The organism is Streptomyces sp. NBC_01016, assembly GCF_026341035.1.
Taxonomy (GTDB): domain Bacteria; phylum Actinomycetota; class Actinomycetes; order Streptomycetales; family Streptomycetaceae; genus Streptomyces.
Genome location: NZ_JAPEOQ010000001.1, coordinates 4,270,666 through 4,288,446, shown reverse-complemented (window position 1 = coordinate 4,288,446; position 17,781 = coordinate 4,270,666). Strand labels below are relative to the sequence as shown.

Sequence of the window (17,781 nt, the reverse complement as noted above, 5' to 3'; positions counted from 1 at the left end):
CTCCTCCCGACCGGCCCCTGCTCGGGCCTCTCACCTGTGATCCGGAGCGGGGGCGTGCGTGGATTGGCCCGGGTCACCCTCGACGTGGCCGGTCACCCTCGACGCGAATGGTTACCGACAAGTAAGATCAAGCGGTCCGCATCGACTCCCGCCCCAGGAGGCCCCCTTGCGTCGCGCCCGTTCCTCCGACCTCCTCGCCGGCCTGCTGGCCGGGGCCGGAGTCGCCCACTTCCTGATCCCGAAGCAGTTCGACGCCATCGTGCCGCGCCGGCTCCCCGGCTCCCCGCGCTTCTGGACGCAGGCCAGCGGGGTGGTGGAGCTGGCGCTCGCGGCGGGCATCGCCGTGCCGCGCACCCGGGCCCGCTCCGCCACCGCGGCCGCCGCGTTCTTCGTCGCCGTCGTGCCCGCCAACATGAAGATGGCGGCCGACTGGAAGGACCGCCCCGCGCCGCTGCGGCGGGCCGTCCAGGCGCGGGTTCCGCTGCAGATCCCGCTGGTGCTGTGGGCGCGCAAGGTGGCGCGCGACGCGACGCGCTGAGGGCGGCGGGCCGTCTACCGGCCGGCCGCCCCGCGCCACGCGATCCGTGCGTCAGCTCTTCGGCATCAGCACGGTGTCGATGAGGTAGACGTTGGCGTTGGCCGTCTTGACGTTGCCGCAGACGACGTTCGCGGAGTCGTTGACCTTGTAGGACTCACCGGAGCCCGAGGTCGTCAGCTTCGACTTCTCCAGCGTCTCGAACGAGCCCTTCTTCAGGTCCTTCGGCTCCAGCTTCTGACCCACCACGTGGTACGTGAGGATCTTCGTCAGCTGGGCCTTGTCGTTCAGGACCTTGTCGAGGTCGGCCTTGGGGATCTTCGCGAACGCGTCGTTGGTGGGCGCGAACACGGTGACGTTCTCGGCGTTGTTGAGGGTGTCGACCAGGCCGGCCTTCTTCACCGCGGTGACGAGCGTGGAGAGCGCCGGGTTGTTCGACGCGGCGGTGGCCACCGGGTCCTTGGCCATGCCGTCGAAGGAACCGGCACCGTCCTTGGGCACCGACGCGCACCCCGGGCCGAAGGGCTTGCTCTTCGAGGACATGTCCTCGGAGGGCGAGGCCTTGGAACTGGACTTCTTGGCGGTGTCGGAGGCGCTGTCCTTGGTGTCGGTGCCCGAGCAGGCGGTGAGGGCCAGCGGGAGCACGGCGGCCGCGGCGAGGGCGATTGCTGCGCGGCGGGTACGGAGGGTGTTCATCGTTGTCTCCTGGGGGTGACGGTGTAGGGAAAAGGGCTTTGGGGCTTTGGGGCTTTGGGGCTTTGGGGCTCTGGTCAGTCCACGGTGACCACCACCGTGTGTCGTCCGGACGCCCCGTCGGGGAAGGTCCCGGCGCGCTGCGCGGTCTGGACGTCGCCCGTGCGGTCGGTGGCGCGGACGGTCAGGTTGTGACCGCCCTTGGTGGCCCGCCAGGCGTACGACCACTGGCGCCAGGTGTCCCTGGAGTCCTCGGCGGCCAGCTCTGCGGCCTCCCACGGCCCGTCGTCGACACGTACCTCGACCTTGTCGATGCCGCGGTGCTGCGCCCAGGCCACTCCGGCGACCATCACGGTGCCGGTCTTCGGGTGGGCGAAGGGCTTGGGTGTGTCGATACGGGCCTGGGTCTTGATGGGCGCGCGGCGGGCCCACTTCCGCCGTACCCAGTACGGGTCGTAGGCGTCGAACGTCGTCAGTTCGAGATCGGTGAGCCACTTGCACGCGGAGACGTAGCCGAAGAGTCCTGGCACCACCATCCGCACCGGGAAGCCGTGCGCGAAGGGCAGCGGCTGCCCGTTCATGCCGACGGCCAGGAGGGCATCGCGGCCGTCCATGACGTCGTCGACAGGAGTGCCGATGGTCATGCCGTCGACGGAGCGGGCCACCAACTGGTCGGCGGGACCGCCCTCTTGGGGTGGGCGCACCCCGACCCCACGCAGCAGCGCGGCGAGCGGGACGCCGAGCCAGCGGGCGTTTCCGGCGTAGGGCCCGCCGACCTCATTGGAGACGCAGGTCAGAGTGATGTCGCGCTCGATGAGATCGCGGCCGAGCAGGTCGTCGAGGGTGAAGGTCACCGGCCGCGCCACACCCTTGCCGTGCAGCCGCAGCCGCCAGGTACCGGCGTCGACCTCGGGGACGACGAGGGCGGTGTCGACGCGGTAGAAGTCACTGTTCGGCGTGCGGAAGGGGCTGATGCCGGGGATGCGCAACCGGGTCCCCTTGGGCACGGGCGGCGCGGGCGAGGTCGGGGCGGGGAGGGTGAGCGCCTCACGGGAGGCGCGGGCACCGCTGCCGCGCGAGCCGGCCAGTCCGCGCCCCAGGGCGCCGATTGCGACGCTGCCGACTGCCGTGCCGCCTACTGCGAGCAGGAAGGGGCGCCGGGCGAGCAGGTTCCGGGGTGCGGGTGCGGGTGCTGCCTCATCCGTAGGTGCGGCCAGCACCACATCCGCAGCCCGGTCCCTCGCCGCGAGACCGCTCAGCCAATACAGGACCAGCGCACCCACCACGGCCGCCACCAGCGACGGCAGGGTGTCCAGTGGGCCGGCCGCGTCGGGGCGGGTCAGTGCCGCGGCGGCCCCGACGAGGCCGATCAGCAGCACGCCCGCCGAGCCGGCCCGCCGGTGCCGTACGGCGACGACGCCGAGCGCGCACGCGAGGACCAACAGGACGGCCACGATGCCGAGTTGCAGCATCGGTTTGTCGTCGGTGCCGAACGTGCGGATCGCCCATTCCTTGACCGGGGTCGGCGCACGGTCGATGGCCGCGCCGCCCACGACGGTGAGCGGCGCCGTCTGCGGGCGCACCACGGCGGCCACCGGCTCGGCGGCCGCGAGCGCGGCACCCCCGGCCACGCACCCGGCCACCGCGCCGCGCACCGCACGGCGGAGCCGCGTACCGCGTCGTTCACTTCCCTCTGCTGTCACATGGGGAATACGGAACCGACGGGTGCGTGGATGGGGTTCTCATTCGATCGAGTGAGAACCGGTGGGAACGGGCAGGTCGGGGCGGGGGTGCTCGGCTCAGGCCAGCGGCTCCTGCAGCTCGGTCACCCACTCCTCCTGGTCCTCGGGGCACTCCAGGCTGATCTCCCTCGGGTAGCCGGCCGACCGGTGGGCGTGCGCGTCGATCCAGCGGGCCAGGGTCTGGGCCGACGGCAGGACCGCGTCCATGGAGCCGCGGTGCACGAGCGTCGCGGCGCGTTCGACGGGCGGGACGTCGAGGATGCGCAGTCCGCCGTCGTCGCGCGGCGCGGCGGACACCTCGACGCCCGCGTGGACGAGGATGCCGCCGCCGGGCGCGTCCTCGTAGCGGGCGATGCCGGGCCCGGTGGGACGGATGCCCGCCGCGTCGAGGCGCTGGAACAGCTCCCCGTACAGCGGCTGGATCACCGGGCCGATGGAGCCGGGTTCGAAGTCGGGTGCCACGGCGGTCAGTTCGGCCACGCGCACACCCGGCAGGGGTTTGATGACGACGTCGTCGGTGGGCATGCATCCCTCGCTCTCGATCGATCGGAGCCGCGCCTCGACGCCGGTCAGCCGGGCCGCCGCCGCGGCCATCTCCGCCTCCAGGTCCGCGCGCCGCATCCGCAGCATGGCGCGCAGCTGACCTGAGTCGATCTTCTCGTCCAGCAGCTCCCCGACCTGTTCCAGGGTGAAGCCGAGGTCCTTGAGCGCGATCACACGGTTGAGGCGGGCGAGCTGGGCGGCGGTGTAGTGGCGGTAGCCCGTGGCCGGGTCGACATGGGCCGGGCGCAGCAGCCCCATGGCGTCGTAGTGACGCAGCATGCGGACCGACACACGCCCGTGCCGGGCGAACTCTCCGATGGTGAACATGATGTCTCCCAGTCCACGGGCTCACACGGTGTGAGAGTCAAGCCGCCTACTTCGTGGTGAACACCGCCACCGTACGGGCCGGTACCTCGAAGGTGCCCGAGCCCTTGGCGTACGAGGCCGACTTCACCCCGTCGTCCGAGCCGCCGGCCTGCACCGGATGGAGCCGGTACCCCTCCCCCGCGAGGTCGGTGACCGTCTGCTTCTGCCGGTCGGGCGTCGCGTTGAAGACCACCACGAGGTCACTGAGCCGCATCGTGATGACACCTGGTGTCTCGGCCTTGCCGGAGAGCGGGAAGGAGAGGGACTTCTGGACGTCTGCGGACGTGGACAGCTGGAAGGCCGGCTCGGTGGTGCGGATCTTCAGGAGGTCCTGGTACGCGGAGGACGTCCCCTCGATGTCCGCACAGCCCGGCACCTTCACCGCCGCCAACAGGGGCTTCGCGTAGGGCCACTTGGGTTTGTTGTCGGCGGCCATCGGGAGGCCGCGGCCGAAGCCGTTGCCCGCGCGGCAGTCCCAGTGGATCGCGTTGAACCAGTCGCCGCTGTCGAACGAGTTGCGGTCGAGGGACTTCGAGCGCAGCAGGTCGGTGCCGGCCTGGGAGAGTGCCGGGCCCTGCGAGAGGGCCGCCGTGGCCATCGCGAGGACCTGCATCCGGGAGCGGGCCGCCGTACTCGTCATCGCGGGCAGTTTGTACGTCAGCGTGTCGTAGAGGGACTCGTTGTCGTGTGCGTCGGCGTAGGCGAGGGCGTCGCCGGGGGCGTCCGCGTAGCCGGCGGGCGCGCCGTTGTAGTCGACGTCGGAGCCCTTGACCGTGCGGCCGCCGGTGTCCGTGAACTCGTAGGCCGCGAGGTTCCCCGACAGGCCCACCTTGATGAGGTCCTGGTAGTGCAGCAGGCGGGCCTTCTGTTCGGCCGAAGCGCCGTTCGCCTTCGAGGTGTTGGGGTCGGTGTAGAGGCCGGACGCGAAGCCCTGCACGCCCGGGTCCTCGTCGAACGGTGAGCCGCCGCGCACCGCGTCCCGCGCCCGGTCGGAGAACGTGGCGATGCCGGTGCCCGCCATGTTCTTCTGTGTGGCCTGGACGAAGCGGGCGTCGTCGGCGATCTCGCCGAAGTTCCAGCCCTCCCCGTAGAGGATGATCTTCTTGCCGTCGACGCCGTCCTTCTTGAGGGTCAGGGCGTCGAGGGCCTTGCGGACGGCCAGGATGTTGGCCTTCGGGTGGTGTCCCATCAGGTCGAAGCGGAATCCGTCGACCTTGTACTCGCGCGCCCAGGTCACGATCGAGTCGACGACCAGCTTGCCCATCATCTTGTTCTCGGGCGCCGTGTTGGCGCAGCAGGTGGAGTTCGCGACCGAGCCGTCTGCCATGAGCCGCTGGTAGTAGCCGGGCACGGTCCGGTCGAGGACGGAGGTCTTGTCCTGGCCGCTGGCCGCCGTGTGGTTGTAGACGACGTCCATGACGACCCGCAGGCCGTCCTCGTTCAGCGACTTGACCATCTTGCGGAACTCGACGGTGCGTTCGGTGCCGTCGGGGTCGCTCGCGTACGAGCCCTCGGGGACCGTGTAGTGGTACGGGTCGTAGCCCCAGTTGTAGGCGTCCTTGCCGGCCGTCTTGCCGACGCACTCCTGTTGTTGCTCGCTATCGGGCGCGGAGGACTTCAAGTCGCAGCCGGGGGTGGCCTGTTCGGACTTCTTCTCGGGGATCGTCGCGATGTCGAAGGCCGGCAGCAGGTGCACGTACGAGGTGCCGGACTTCGCGAGCTTGCGCAGGTGCTTCGAGCCGTCGGTGTTCTTGTCGGTGAAGGCGCGGTACGTGCCGCGGTCCTTCGCCGGTGTCGTCTCGTCCTCCACCGAGAAGTCCCGGACGTGGAGTTCCTGGATCTGCGCGTCCTTCATGGGGACGGCCTTGGGCTTGGTCAGACTCGACCAGCCTTGCGGTGCAAGGGACTTGTCGTCGAGGTCGACGACGAGGCTGCGCTCCGAGTTCGCGGTCAGCGCCACGGAGTACGGGTCGGTGACCTTGTTCGTGACGAGTTTCTGGACGCTGGGCGCCCACCCCCGCACGGCGTACCGGTACTCCTTGCCGCGCCACGCGGCCGCGGACCCGGTCGCCGACCAGACGCCGCTCGCGTCGTCGCGGCGCATGGGCAGGGTCTTCCCAGCGAGTTCGAGGGACACCTCACGGGCGGTCGGTGCCCACACCGACAGTGTCACCTTTCCGTTCTTGAACACCGGGCCCAGGGACGCCTTTTGGGCGGCGTTCGCATAGGTGGCGTCGAGAACGCCCGGCGTCTGTACGTCGGTCGCCGCGAGCAGCGCCCCGTTCGCCGCCCGCTGCGTGGCGATCAGCTGGCCGCGCAGCGCCTCACGCACCCGGTCGCGGTCGCGCGGGTCCACTGTGAACGCCGGATAGTCCTTCAGGTGGGGGTACTTGGCCTTCTGTGCGTCGCTCAACGCACCGGGGTTCAGCCGCAGCCACTGACCCTCGTCGGTCAGGGCGCCGTCCTCGACGTCGATCCCGCCCTCCGGCGCGTACACCAGCTGCTGACTGGTGGCGGCGGTGGCCTTCACCTTCCAGACGACGGTGTCGGAGTCGATCCACTGCGCCTCGGCCTTCGAGAGGTCGAGGTCCGCTCCCGAACCCATGGACGGCAGTAGGTAGTTGGTGTCACCGGAGTTGAGCCACGCCTCCTTGCCGTATGTGGCGAAGTCGAGCGAGCGGTCCGTGGCGATGTCCTTCTCGTCGCCCTTGTGGAGGATGTAGCTGAGCGAGGTCGCGCCGTCGGCGAGCGGCACCTCGAAGGTGACCCCGTATGCGTCCTTGCCGGTGGGCTGCAGCGGCTTCGACCAGTCGGTGGGGTTCGCGGCGCCGGTCCACGTGTGCAGGCCCCAGCCGTCGTAGTCGCCGTCGGGGCGGTGCACGTGGATGACGGCCTTCTTCTCGTCCTGCGGCGGGTAGGCACCGTCGGGCCTGGTCGCGGACTGCGTGTCCTTGCCCTGCTCGACCCAGACCTCGCCGGTCTTCCCGAGGTCGACGGTGCGCTGCGGACCGTCGGCCGTGCCGGACTTGTCGATCGTGTACGACACCGATCCCGCGCCGTCGGGGACCTTCACCCAGGCGAAGGCTCCGTACGCGTCCCGCCCCACGAACTCGGCCGACGTGTCACCGGACTTGAGCCGCCAGCCGTCGTAGTCGCCGTCGGCACGCTTGTAGTGGACGACCGCGTAGTCACGGTCGACAGCCGTGGGCTTCTCGGGCGCGGGTGCCTGCCCCGCCGTCGTGTCGGCGAGGGCGCTCGCGGTGCGTCCGGCGCGGTCGACCACAACTGCCTTGTACCGCAGGGGCGTTCCTGCCGCCACCGTGTCCGGGACGTGCTGCGTGATCTTGTACGGGGCGTGGTCGACGGAGCCGAGCGTGCGCCACTTGCCGTCGCCCATCTGTGCGGCGAAGACGACGCGGGCCGAGGCGGAGTCGCCGGGGTCGGCGGAGAGGGTGACCGTGCCGGTGGCTCCGGCGGCGGGGGCCTTCAGGGACAGCGTGGGCTTCGCGGCCGGCGCGGGGAGCTTCGACGAGGCACGCAGGACGAGCGAGGACAGGGCGGGGACGGTGACCTTCATGCGGCCGCCGGACGCCGACTCGACGCCCGAACCGCCGTACAGCGATTGGAACTTCGTCGACTCCACCGGTATCTCGACCGACTTCGCCTCGCTCGCGTTGTTCACGGCGACGACGTACTCGCGGTCGTCGCCGGTGCGCGAGAAGGCGTACACGGAGTCCTTCGCGTACAGCTCCTTCTGCGCTCCGTCGGTGAGCGCCGGGTTGTCCTTGCGGAGCTTCGACAGCGCGGCGACGGACGTGAACAGCGGGTGCTTCGTCTCGTACGCGGCGTCGGCGTGCGTGCGGTCGGTGCCGAGCTCGTCGTCGTCGAGGTAGTCCGCGACCTTCGAGGCGAACATCGTCTGCCGGGCGTCCTTGTCGCCGCCCGCACCGGTGAAGCCCTGCTCGTCGCCGTAGTAGACGACGGGGTTGCCGCGTGACAGGAACATCAACTCGTTGGCGAGCTTGTCGCGTTGGACGAGTTCCGCGTCGGACGCCTTCGGGTTGTCGGACTTCAGGAACGTGCCGATGCGGCCCATGTCGTGGTTGCCGAGGAAGGTCACCTGCTCGTACGCGTTCGCCTTGTCGGTGGCGTACTTGTAGTCGTCGGCGAAGACCTTGGCGAGCTTGTCCGCCGAGGCGCCCTGCGAGGCGTAGGCGCGGGCCGCGTCCTGGAACGGGAAGTCGAGCGTCGCGTCGAGCCGGCCCTGGGTGACGTACGGCGAGGTCACGTCGGTGTCGGCGGAGTAGACCTCGCCGAACATGAAGAAGTCCTTGCGGCCGCGTTCGGCGGCGTACTTGTCGAGCGCCGTCGCCCACTGCGTCCAGAAGTCCATGTTCACGTGCTTGGTGGTGTCGATGCGGAAGCCGTCGACGGCGAAGTCCCGCACCCACTTCTCGTAGATCTTCTCCATGCCGGAGACGACCTCAGGGCGTTCGGTCCACAGGTCGTCGAGGCCGGAGAAGTCGCCGTACGTCGTGGACTCGCCCTCCCAGGTCGAGTCACCCCGGTTGTGGTACATCGTCGGGTCGCCCAGCCAGGACGGCACCATCTCGCCGGTGTTCTTCGGTGTGTACGGGAAGGAGTCGGTGTCGACCTTCGCCTTGACACCCTTGCTGTCGTCGAAGGGGCGACCCTTGGTGTCGAGGTACGGGTAGGCGCCCTTGGGACGGTAGCCATACTTCTTCTCGGCGTAGTCGACCGTGTTGGCGGTGTGGTTGGTGATGACGTCGAAGAAGACCTTCATGCCCTTGCCGTGGGCCTTGGAGATCAGGTTCTTGAGGTCGGCGTTGCTGCCGAAGTGCGGGTCGACCTGCGTGAAGTCGGTGATCCAGTAGCCGTGGTAGCCGGCCGACGCGTCCTTGCCCTCGCCCTGCACGGGCTTGTTCTTGAAGATCGGGGCGAGCCAGATCGCCGTGGTACCCAAGTCCTTGATGTAGTCGAGCCGGTTCGTCAGGCCCTTGAGGTCGCCGCCCTGGTAGAAGCCCTTGTCGGTGGGGTCGTAGCCAGTCGCGAGGCGTGAACCGGTCAGCCCGCCCTTGTCGTTGGCGGTGTCACCGTTCGCGAAGCGGTCCGGGAGCACGAAGTAGTACTGCTCGCGGGTGAGGTCGTGGCGGGCCGGCTCGGCCGCAAGCTTTGCATCCGACGGTGGCGGGGGTGGCGCGGCGGCGCGGGCCGCCAGGGGCTGGGCCAGCGTCACGAGGAGCGCCGCGGCCGCGGTGTACGCGGCGGCGCGTCTGTGCGGTACGCGAATCGGGCTGCGGCTCACGTCATGAACTCCTCGCGGGATGCGGCGTATTGGGGCGGACCGGCCACGCGCGTGGGGAGGTGGGGCCGGCCCGCCGCGTGACGGTAACGCCTGCCGGAACACGCCTGCAAGAGTTGCGAAAGATGTAGCAAGAATTTTCAACTGCCCATTGACGGGGCCCACTCGTCTGCCCCACGCTCACGACGCGCCACCAGAACCCCACATTCAGGAGCCGCACATGCAGCACGACACATCCCTCACACCCAAAAGCCCTCGTCGGCGCCGCCGCACCGCCACCGCGGTGGCCCTCGGCGCCCTCACCCTCGGCGGCATGGTGACCCTGCCCGCCCCGACCGCGACCGCCGCCGACACCGGCACACCCAACGGTGATGTCATCGCCAACCTGTGGCAGTGGAACTGGACTTCGGTCGCCAAGGAGTGCACCGACACCCTCGACCCGGCCGGCTACGGCGCCGTCCAGGTCGCCCCTCCCCAGGAGTCCCTCAAGCAGGCCGACCTCTTCTGGTGGGACGTCTACCAGCCGTACTCGTACAAGCTCGACAGCCGCTTCGGCAGCGCGAGCGACTTCAAGTCCATGGTCGACACCTGCCATTCGGCCGGCATCGAGATCTACACGGACGCCGTGATCAACCACACGGCGGCGCAGACCGGCACCGGCTACGCCGGCACCGCCATCTCCAACAAGTACGACACCCCGGACTTCGACCCGGCCGACAGCGACGACTGCACGAAGACCATCTCCAACTGGTCGGACCAGCACGAGGTACAGCACTGCGAGCTGCTCGGCCTGCCCGACCTGGACACGTCCGAGTCGGGCGTCCGCGAGAAGATCACCGGGTTCCTCAACAAGCAGATCGACCTGGGCGTCGACGGGTTCCGCGTCGACGCCGCGAAGCACATCGAGACCGGCGACCTCAACGCGATCGTGGGCGCGCTGCACACGACCACGTCGGGCGACGCCCCGTACATCACACAGGAGGTGTATCCGGGCACACCGCCCGCGACAGGCGACTACTACGGCAACGGTGACGTCCTCGACTTCACGTACGCGGCCGCCATGAAGTCACAGTTCGGCGGTGGTGACATCGCCAACCTGTCGTCGTTCGGCAGTAGTTGGGGCCTGGCCGACGAGGAGCACTCCAACAGCTTCGTCACCAACCACGACACCGAGCGCAACGGCTACACGCTCAGCTACAAGGACGGCGCGACCGCCACCCTCGCCAACGTCTTCCAGCTGGCGCGCGGCTACGGGCGGCCCTCGGTCTACGCGGCATGGAAGTTCGACCAGAGCGACGAGGCGCCGCCGAACAACGGCAGCGGCATGGTCACCGACACCGACTGCTCGGGCGCCTGGTCCTGCCTGGACCGCGACAAGGCGATCACCGGCATGGTGGGCTGGCACAACGCGGCGACCGGCAAGGCGGTGGCGGACTGGCAGTCACCGGCCTCGAACGTGATCGGCTTCGGGCGCGGCGACGCCGGCTTCGTCGCCATCAACAACTCGTCCGCCGAGAACACGCACACGTACACGACGAGCGTGCCCGACGGCACGTACGACAATGTCGTCGGCGAGGGCTCGGTGACGGTCACCGGCGGCAAGGTGGAGCTCAAGGTGCCCGCCAAGGGCGCGGTGGCGTTCCACACGTCGTCGTAGCCACTCAGCGCGGGTCGCGGGCGCGCCGCATCGCCCACATCACGTAGGCGGTCGCGCCCGCGACGGCGAGCGCGGCGCCGTAGCCGAACACCATCGCGTTCTCGGGTGGTGCCTCGTCCACATGTGCCGTACCGGAGGCGGAGACCCAGATGCGCAGCGGGCCGAGCGTCTGCCCCGGTTCGAGCGCCTCGTCGTAGTACCCCTCCTCCCCGAGGCCGTGCACGATTCCGTGCACGGCCTCTCCGTGCGGCGACCTCCACACGAAGGTGTCACTGTTCTCCGCCTGCTCGTTCGCCGTGGCCCAGTACCCGTCCACGTACGCACGTGTCGCCACCAACCCATGGCGCAGCGGCAGCGCGAAGGAGACGAGCACCAGCGCCCACACCGCAGCCCGCACGGCCCAGCGGACGCCCGACACCTGGCCGTCCCTCCCCTGTGACATCACATCGGGGAGCCTATGCCGCAGGGGCGGCACCCGGCCGGGTGCCGCCCCTTACTGGTGCCGTGCCAGGGGTCAGGCGATCTCCCACCACACCGTCGTGTCGGCGGGCAGTTCTACGTGACCGTCGGCCACCTCCACCGGCGCGGACGCGAGCAGTACGTCGCCCGGGGCGGGGATGCGGACCGCGGCGCCCGTGGTGTTGACCGTGCAGGCGAAGCCGGAGCGCTCGAAGTGGAGCACGCCCTGCGGGGCGTCCCCGTGCCACTTCACACCGTCGCCGGCGCCGAGGCCCGGCGTGGTCCGGCGCAGCGCGAGAGCCGAGCGGTACATCTCCAGGGTCGAGTCCGGGTCGCCGGTCTGCGCCTCGACGCTCAACTCGCCCCAGGTGTCGGGCTGCGGGAGCCAGCTGCCGCCGTCACCGAAGCCGTACGAGGATCCGTCGCGCGTCCACGGGATCGGCACCCGGCAGCCGTCGCGGAAGCCGTCCTGGCCCTCGGCGCGGAAGTACGAGGGGTCCTGGCGGACCTCGTCGGGCAGGTCCGTGACGTCCGGGAGGCCGAGCTCCTCGCCCTGGTAGATGTACGCCGAGCCGGGCAGGGCGAGCATCAGCAGGGTGGCGGCGCGGGCGCGGCGCAGGCCGAGTTCGCGGTCGCCGGGGGTGCGGATCTGGGTGCCACCGGGCGGGTTGGCGTAGCGGGTGGCGTGCCGGGTGACGTCGTGATTGGAGAGGACCCAGGTGGCCGGGGCACCGACCGGGCGCATCGCGTCGAGCGAGCTGTCGATGATCTCGCGCAGGCCTACCGCGTCCCAAGGGGCGCCCAGGTACTGGAAGTTGAAGGCCTGGTGCAGCTCGTCCGGGCGGACGTAGTTCGCGGTGCGCTCGACGGTCGGCGTCCAGGCCTCCGCGACGAAAATGCGCTCGCCGTCGTACTCGTCGAGAATCGTGCGCCACGAGCGGTAGATCTCGTGGACACCGTCCTGGTCGAAGAACGGCATCACGTCGTTGCCGAGGAGCTTCAGCTGCTCACCACCACCGAGGTCCGGCAGGCCCTCCGCCTTGACGAGGCCGTGCGCGACGTCGACGCGGAATCCGTCGACGCCCATGTCCAGCCAGAAACGCAGGATGGAGCGGAACTCGTCGGCGACCGCCGGGTGTTCCCAGTTGAGGTCGGGCTGCTCGGGCGCGAAGAGGTGCAGGTACCACTCGCCGTCCGGGAGCCGGGTCCAGGCGGGGCCGCCGAAGATGGACTCCCAGTCGTTGGGCGGGAGTTCACCGTCCGCGCCCTTTCCGGCGCGGAAGTGATAGCGGTCGCGCAGCGGCGATCCGGGGCCGTCCGCGACCGCCCGCTTGAACCACTCGTGCTGGTCCGAGGAGTGGTTGGGGACCAGGTCGACGATGATGCGCAGGTCCAGGGCGTGCGCGTCGCGGATCACCGCGTCGGCGTCGAGCAGGGTGCCGTACATGGGGTCGACGGCCCGGTAGTCGGCGACGTCGTAGCCGCCGTCGGCCTGCGGCGAGGCGTAGAACGGGGACAGCCACACCGCGTCCACGCCCAACTCGCGCAGATGCGGCAGGCGTCGGCGGATGCCTTCGAGGTCACCGGTGCCATCGCCGTCGCTGTCCGCGAAGCTGCGCGGATAGACCTGGTAGATGACCGCGTCCCGCCACCAGTCGGTGGCCTGGCGGGTCGTGGTGGCGGCGGCCACCGGCTCGTCCGTGGAGTGCTGGCTCATGATGTCCTTGCTGCGTAGCCGGGTTCAGCCCTTGGTCCCGCCGGCGGTCAGGCCGGTGACCAGGTGCTTCTGGACAAGGTAGAAGAAAGCGGTCACCGGGATGGCGATCAACACCGCGGTCGCGGCCATCAGGTTCCACTGCGCGTCGTGCTCGCTGACGAAGCTCGACAGGCCGATCGCGAAGGTGTACTTGGTGTCACTGAGCATGAAGGTGTTGGCGAAGGCGACCTCGGCGAACGCCGTGATGAAGGCGTAGAACGCGGCGACCGCGATGCCCGGCTTCGCGAGCGGCAGGATGAGGCGCCAGAAGGTGCCGAACGGGCTGAGCCCGTCGATCCGGCCCGCCTCGTCGATCTCGCCGGGGATGGTGTCGAAGTAGCCCTTCAGCAGCCAGGTGCAGTACGGCACGATCGTCGTGCAGTTGATGAGGATGAGGCCCTGGTAGGTGTCGATCAGGCCGAGTTCCGAGAAGATCTCGTAGATCGGCACGATCAGCACGGCGATCGGGAAGGCCTGCGTGAGCAGCAGCATCCACATCAGCGGGCGGTAGCCGGGGAAGCGCATACGGGAGACGGCGTAGCCGGTGGTCGCCGCGAACAGCACGCCGACGAGCGTGGTGCCGAGCGCCACGATCAGCGTCGACGCCGCCCAGTAGAAGAACTGGGTGTGCTCCAGGACGTAACTGTAATTGTCGAGGGTCGCCTTGCTGAGGATGTTGCCCGGGTGCAGATAGTCGTCCTTGTCGGGCCCCAGCGACAGATACGTCAGCCAGACGACGGGGAACAGCGCGATGAGGCTCGCCACGGCGAGGATGCCGTGCGTGAGGGCCTTCGCGAGCGGGCTGCGCTCGCCACGCCTGCGTACGCGCCGGTTCTTCGCGGCAGCGCCGTCGGTCGCGGATCGCTGTGCGGGGATCCGCGACGCGGAGCGGGTGGTCGTGGTGCTCATGATGTCGGCTCCTGCGGCGTCAGACGGCGAGCTGCTCATTGCGCTTCAGCCAGCGGTAGTAGAAGGACGTGAAGACGGTGAGGATCGACAGGAGCAGCACGCCGTACGCGGCGGACTGCGCGAAGTCGCGCGGCTGCTGCCCGAAGCCGAGGCGGTATGCCCAGGTGACGAGGATCTGCGCGTCCGGTGCCGTGTTGCCGAAGAGCAGGAAGATGATCGCGAACTGGTTGAACGTCCAGATGATGCCGAGCAGGACGACGGTCGAGCTGACCGGCCTGAGGCCCGGCAGCGTGATGTGCCTGAAGCGCTGCCAGGCGGTCGCGCCGTCCATCTCGGCGGCCTCGTACAGCGATCCGTCGATGGACTGGAGCCCGCCGAGCAGCGAGATCATCATGAACGGCACACCGCACCACGTGTTGACGAGGATCGCGGCGATCCGCTGGAAGGTCGGGTCCTCCAGCCAGCTCGGCTGCGGCAGATGCAGCGAGCCGAGGGCCACGTTGATGATCCCGGAGTCGGCGAGCATGATGCGCCACGCGAAGACGGTGACGAAGGTCGGGACCGCCCACGGCAGGATCAGCAGCAGCCGGTAGATGGTGCGTCCGCGCAGCTTCTCGTTGAGGAGCAGCGCGAGGCCGAGCCCGATGCAGTAGTGCAGGGCGACGCAGATCGCCGTCCATGCGATGGTCCACACGAAGTGCGACCAGAAGCGGTCGTACGAGGAGGGGCCCCACAGGATGTCGGCGTAGTTGTCGAGGCCGACGAACTTGTAGGTGGCCTCGATCTGGTTGACGCCGATGGTGCGGGCCGAGTTGAGGCTGTTGGCGTCGGTGAGCGTCAGGTAGAAGCCGCGCATCAGCGGGTAGACAACGAGGACACCGAGGACGACGACCACCGGGGTGATCATCGCGTACGCGTACCAGTACTTGCGGTACGAGTCCTTGAAGCGCCGGATCGGGCCTGGGCGCGGCGCGCGCTTCTTCGCGGCCGGGCGGTCGACGGCAAGGGTCATGCGGGGCACCTTCTGAATCGAGCTGCGGCAGGGCTGCGACAGGGCTGTGCCGGTTCGCGCCCACCCCTCCGGGGCGCGAACCGGCCGTTGCTAGCGGGTCACTTGGAGAAGCCGGGCAGCAGCTTGGCGAACGAGGTCTCCAGGCTGCTCACGCCCTGGTCCAGGGACTCCTTGCCGGTGGCGACCTTCGGCAGCTCCTGGTCCATCGGCGTCCACAGCGAGCTGTACTCGGGCAGCTCCGGGCGCGGCTGCGCGCTGCCGAGCACCTTCTGGTAGCCGGCGATGCCGGGGTCGGCGGTGACCTTCGCGGTGTACGCGTCCTGGCGGGTGGGCAGCGTCGCGTTCTTCAGGGCGACCTGCTCCTGCGTCTTCGCCGACGTCATCCACTTCACGAACTTCAGCGAGGCCTCCTGGTGGGCCTTGTCCGAACCCGCGTACAGGGACAGGTTGTGGCCGCCCGTCGGGGCGCCCGGCTTGCCGCCGGAGCCCGCCGGGACGGTGGCGATGCCCAGGTTCTTCTTGTCCTTGAACGCGGAGCCCTTGTAGAAGTTCGTGATCTCCCACGGGCCCTGGATGGTCGAGGCGACCTTGCCGTTCACGAACGCGTCCTGGATGTGCGCGTACGCGTCGGCGGTGGCGTCGGCCTTGTGCAGGCCCTTGCCGCTGAACAGGCCCTTCCAGGTGGTGAGGCCCTTCTTGGCGGCGGCGGAGCCGATGGTGATCTTCTTGCCCGCGGGGTCGACGGTGTCGGTGCCCTCGCCCATCAGGAACGGCTCGGCGTAGTAGCCGGCCGTGGAGCCCCAGAAGCCGTCGGCGCCGGTCTCGGCCTTCACCTTGGCCGCGTCCTTCTTCAACTGGTCCCAGCTGGTGGGCGCTTCGGTGATGCCCGCCTTCTTGAAGAGGGCCTTGTTGTAGACGAAGGCGAGGGTGTCGGTGACGAGCGGGACGCCGTAGGTCTTCCCGTCGAACTGGGCCTGCTTGATGAGGGACGCCTGGAACTTGTCCTTGTCGGCGAGTGCCTCGGTACCGTCGAGCGGCAGCAGGTAGCTCTTCTTGGCGAACGCCGGGGTCCAGCCGACCTCGGCGCGCAGCACGTCGGGGGCGCCGCTCGCGCCGGCCGCCGTGTCGAACTTGTTCTGCGCCTGGTCGAAGGGCACGTTGACGTACTTGACCTTGATGTCCGGGTTGGCCTTGGTGAAGTCCTTGGCCAACTGCCGGTACGTGGGTGCCTCGTTGGTCGCGTTCGACGTGTCCCACCACGTGATGGTGACCGGGCCCGACGCCTTGTCGCCGCTGTCGTCACTTCCACCGCAGGCCGTCGCCGCGAGTGCGAGGGACGCCACCACCGCGGTGGCCACAATGCCACGCCGCATGAGAACTCCTAGAGGGTTGGGCCCGACTGGGCGACGTGAACGTAACAGCGCTGCAAGCCCGAGGAAAGACCTTGCTGAAAAATATTGCAGAGATGAGGGGAGGTTACGGCTTCGTGACCTCCAAGTTGCGGCACTCCCCGGGTGGTTATCGCCCGTTACATGGGCTTATGTGGCACTGCAAGGGTCTGCAAGCTCTTGCCACGGGGCGGTGTCACAGGGATCATCGGGACTCTTGCCAGCTCCCCCAGCTCTTGGCCCCCACAAGGAGTGCGATGACCCAGCTGCCCGCCCAGGCCGCCCGCAAGGCGGTCCCGGCCCCGCCCGCGACCGCGCGCCTCGCCGACATCGCGGCGCAGGCGGGGGTGAGCGAGGCGACGGTGAGCCGGGTCCTCAACAGCAAGCCGGGCGTCGCCGCGGCCACCCGCCAGTCGGTCCTCGCCGCGCTCGACGTGCTCGGCTACGAACGTCCTGTGCGGCTGCGCCGGCGCAGCGAGGGGCTCGTCGGCCTGATCACGCCGGAGCTGGAGAACCCGATCTTCCCGGCGCTCGCCCAGGTCATCGGCCAGGCCCTGACCCGCCAGGGCTACACACCCGTCCTCGCGACACAGACCCCCGGCGGCTCGACCGAGGACGAGCTGACGGAGATGCTTGTCGACCGCGGTGTCACCGGCATCATCTACGTGTCGGGACTGCACGCGGACACCACCGCGGACATGCGGCGCTACGAGCAACTCCGGGCGCAGGGTGTGCCGTTCGTGCTCGTGGACGGGTTCTCGCCGCAGGTGCGGGCGCCGTTCATCTCGCCGGACGACCGGGCGGCCATGCAATTGGCGGTCACCCACCTCGGCTCGCTGGGCCACACGCGGATCGGTCTGGCGCTGGGGCCGAAGCGGTTCGTGCCGGTGCAGCGGAAGATCGAGGGCTTCGTGCGGGCGATGCGGGACCGGTTCGACCTCTCCCCCGACGACATCGAGGGCGAGTTCGTCCAGCACTCCCTGTACACACTGGAGGGTGGGCAGGCCGCGGCCTGCGACCTCATGGACCGCGGCTGCACGGCGATCGTGTGCGCCAGCGACATGATGGCGCTCGGCGCGATCCGGGCGGCGCGGCAGCGGGGGCTCGAGGTACCGGACGACATTTCGGTGGTCGGGTTCGACGACTCCCCGCTCATCGCGTTCACCGATCCGCCGCTCACGACGATCCGCAAGCCGGTGCAGGCGATGGGGCAGGCAGCGGTCCGCACGGTTCTCGAGGAGATCGGTGGGACTCCCGCGCCGCACACGGAGTTCGTGTTCATGCCGGAGCTGGTGGTTCGGGGGTCGACGGCGTCGGGGCCCAACATCGTGGCTCGGCGCTGACCGCAAGGCACAAAGCACTGACCGTAAGGCACAAAGCGCTGAACGCTGCGGCGCC

General features: G+C 69.3%; 12 protein-coding genes. 3 read left to right on the top strand and 9 right to left on the bottom strand.

Features of this window, described 5'->3' with window-relative positions:
- Nucleotides 1-166 precede the first annotated feature (166 nt).
- The gene (locus tag OG746_RS19140; protein WP_266716054.1) at nt 167-538 is read left to right on the top strand and encodes a DoxX family protein; all 372 of its coding nucleotides are present in this window, start codon (nt 167-169) and stop codon (nt 536-538) included.
- Nucleotides 539-589: 51 nt separating this feature from the next.
- Here OG746_RS19140 and OG746_RS19135 read toward each other — a convergent pair whose 3' ends face one another.
- The 4 genes from OG746_RS19135 to pulA all read right to left on the bottom strand — a co-directional run bounded on the left by OG746_RS19135 (nt 590) and on the right by pulA (nt 9,205).
- Nucleotides 590-1,231, bottom strand: a complete 642-nt coding sequence (locus OG746_RS19135; RefSeq protein WP_266716052.1) for a fasciclin domain-containing protein — start codon at nt 1,229-1,231, stop codon at nt 590-592.
- A gap of 74 nt (nt 1,232-1,305) precedes the next feature.
- Nucleotides 1,306-2,931, bottom strand: coding sequence for a molybdopterin-dependent oxidoreductase (locus tag OG746_RS19130; RefSeq protein ID WP_266716050.1), 1,626 nt, complete (start codon nt 2,929-2,931; stop codon nt 1,306-1,308).
- A gap of 96 nt (nt 2,932-3,027) precedes the next feature.
- Nucleotides 3,028-3,840 carry a MerR family transcriptional regulator gene (locus tag OG746_RS19125; protein WP_266716048.1) on the bottom strand — a complete coding sequence of 271 codons (813 nt, stop codon included), beginning with the start codon at nt 3,838-3,840 and terminating at the stop codon, nt 3,028-3,030.
- A 46-nt stretch (nt 3,841-3,886) separates the two neighbouring features.
- Nucleotides 3,887-9,205, bottom strand: a complete 5,319-nt coding sequence (gene pulA, locus OG746_RS19120) for a pullulanase-type alpha-1,6-glucosidase (protein ID WP_524540430.1) — start codon at nt 9,203-9,205, stop codon at nt 3,887-3,889.
- Between the two features lie 217 nt (nt 9,206-9,422).
- Between pulA and OG746_RS19115 the strand changes: the two genes are divergently transcribed.
- A complete protein-coding gene (locus OG746_RS19115; protein WP_266716046.1) occupies nt 9,423-10,859 on the top strand; it encodes an alpha-amylase in 1,437 nt (478 codons plus the stop codon).
- A gap of 4 nt (nt 10,860-10,863) precedes the next feature.
- Here the strand turns inward: OG746_RS19115 and OG746_RS19110 are convergent, their stop codons facing one another.
- The 5 genes from OG746_RS19110 to OG746_RS19090 form a co-directional block, all read right to left on the bottom strand.
- The gene (locus OG746_RS19110) at nt 10,864-11,301 is read right to left on the bottom strand and encodes a hypothetical protein (protein ID WP_266716044.1); all 438 of its coding nucleotides are present in this window, start codon (nt 11,299-11,301) and stop codon (nt 10,864-10,866) included.
- A gap of 72 nt (nt 11,302-11,373) precedes the next feature.
- Nucleotides 11,374-13,035, bottom strand: coding sequence for a glycoside hydrolase family 13 protein (locus OG746_RS19105; RefSeq protein WP_266716043.1), 1,662 nt, complete (start codon nt 13,033-13,035; stop codon nt 11,374-11,376).
- 24 nt (nt 13,036-13,059) lie between these two features.
- Nucleotides 13,060-13,983, bottom strand: a complete 924-nt coding sequence (locus OG746_RS19100; RefSeq protein ID WP_266716041.1) for a sugar ABC transporter permease — start codon at nt 13,981-13,983, stop codon at nt 13,060-13,062.
- Nucleotides 13,984-14,002: 19 nt separating this feature from the next.
- Nucleotides 14,003-14,995 (bottom strand): carbohydrate ABC transporter permease, encoded by a 993-nt coding sequence (locus OG746_RS19095; protein WP_266716040.1) that lies wholly within the window; start codon nt 14,993-14,995, stop codon nt 14,003-14,005.
- Between the two features lie 98 nt (nt 14,996-15,093).
- Entirely contained in the window at nt 15,094-16,368 is a 1,275-nt protein-coding gene (locus tag OG746_RS19090) for an extracellular solute-binding protein (protein ID WP_266716039.1), read from the bottom strand.
- Nucleotides 16,369-16,640: 272 nt separating this feature from the next.
- Here OG746_RS19090 and OG746_RS19085 point away from each other — a divergent pair, with 272 nt between their 5' ends.
- Complete coding sequence (locus OG746_RS19085; protein WP_266716037.1) at nt 16,641-17,726, top strand: LacI family DNA-binding transcriptional regulator; 1,086 nt, start codon at nt 16,641-16,643, stop codon at nt 17,724-17,726.
- Nucleotides 17,727-17,781 lie beyond the last annotated feature (55 nt).

Bases quoted from the DNA above. Each gene is read 5' to 3' on its own strand.
- OG746_RS19085 (WP_266716037.1), top strand. From the start codon at position 16,641: ATGACCCAGCTGCCCGCCCAGGCCGCCCGCAAGGCGGTCCCGGCCCCG.
- OG746_RS19100 (WP_266716041.1), bottom strand. From the start codon at position 13,983: ATGAGCACCACGACCACCCGCTCCGCGTCGCGGATCCCCGCACAGCGA.
- OG746_RS19135 (WP_266716052.1), bottom strand. From the start codon at position 1,231: ATGAACACCCTCCGTACCCGCCGCGCAGCAATCGCCCTCGCCGCGGCC.
- OG746_RS19110 (WP_266716044.1), bottom strand. From the start codon at position 11,301: ATGTCACAGGGGAGGGACGGCCAGGTGTCGGGCGTCCGCTGGGCCGTG.
- OG746_RS19095 (WP_266716040.1), bottom strand. From the start codon at position 14,995: ATGACCCTTGCCGTCGACCGCCCGGCCGCGAAGAAGCGCGCGCCGCGC.
- OG746_RS19090 (WP_266716039.1), bottom strand. From the start codon at position 16,368: ATGCGGCGTGGCATTGTGGCCACCGCGGTGGTGGCGTCCCTCGCACTC.
- OG746_RS19105 (WP_266716043.1), bottom strand. From the start codon at position 13,035: ATGAGCCAGCACTCCACGGACGAGCCGGTGGCCGCCGCCACCACGACC.
- OG746_RS19125 (WP_266716048.1), bottom strand. From the start codon at position 3,840: ATGTTCACCATCGGAGAGTTCGCCCGGCACGGGCGTGTGTCGGTCCGC.
- OG746_RS19115 (WP_266716046.1), top strand. From the start codon at position 9,423: ATGCAGCACGACACATCCCTCACACCCAAAAGCCCTCGTCGGCGCCGC.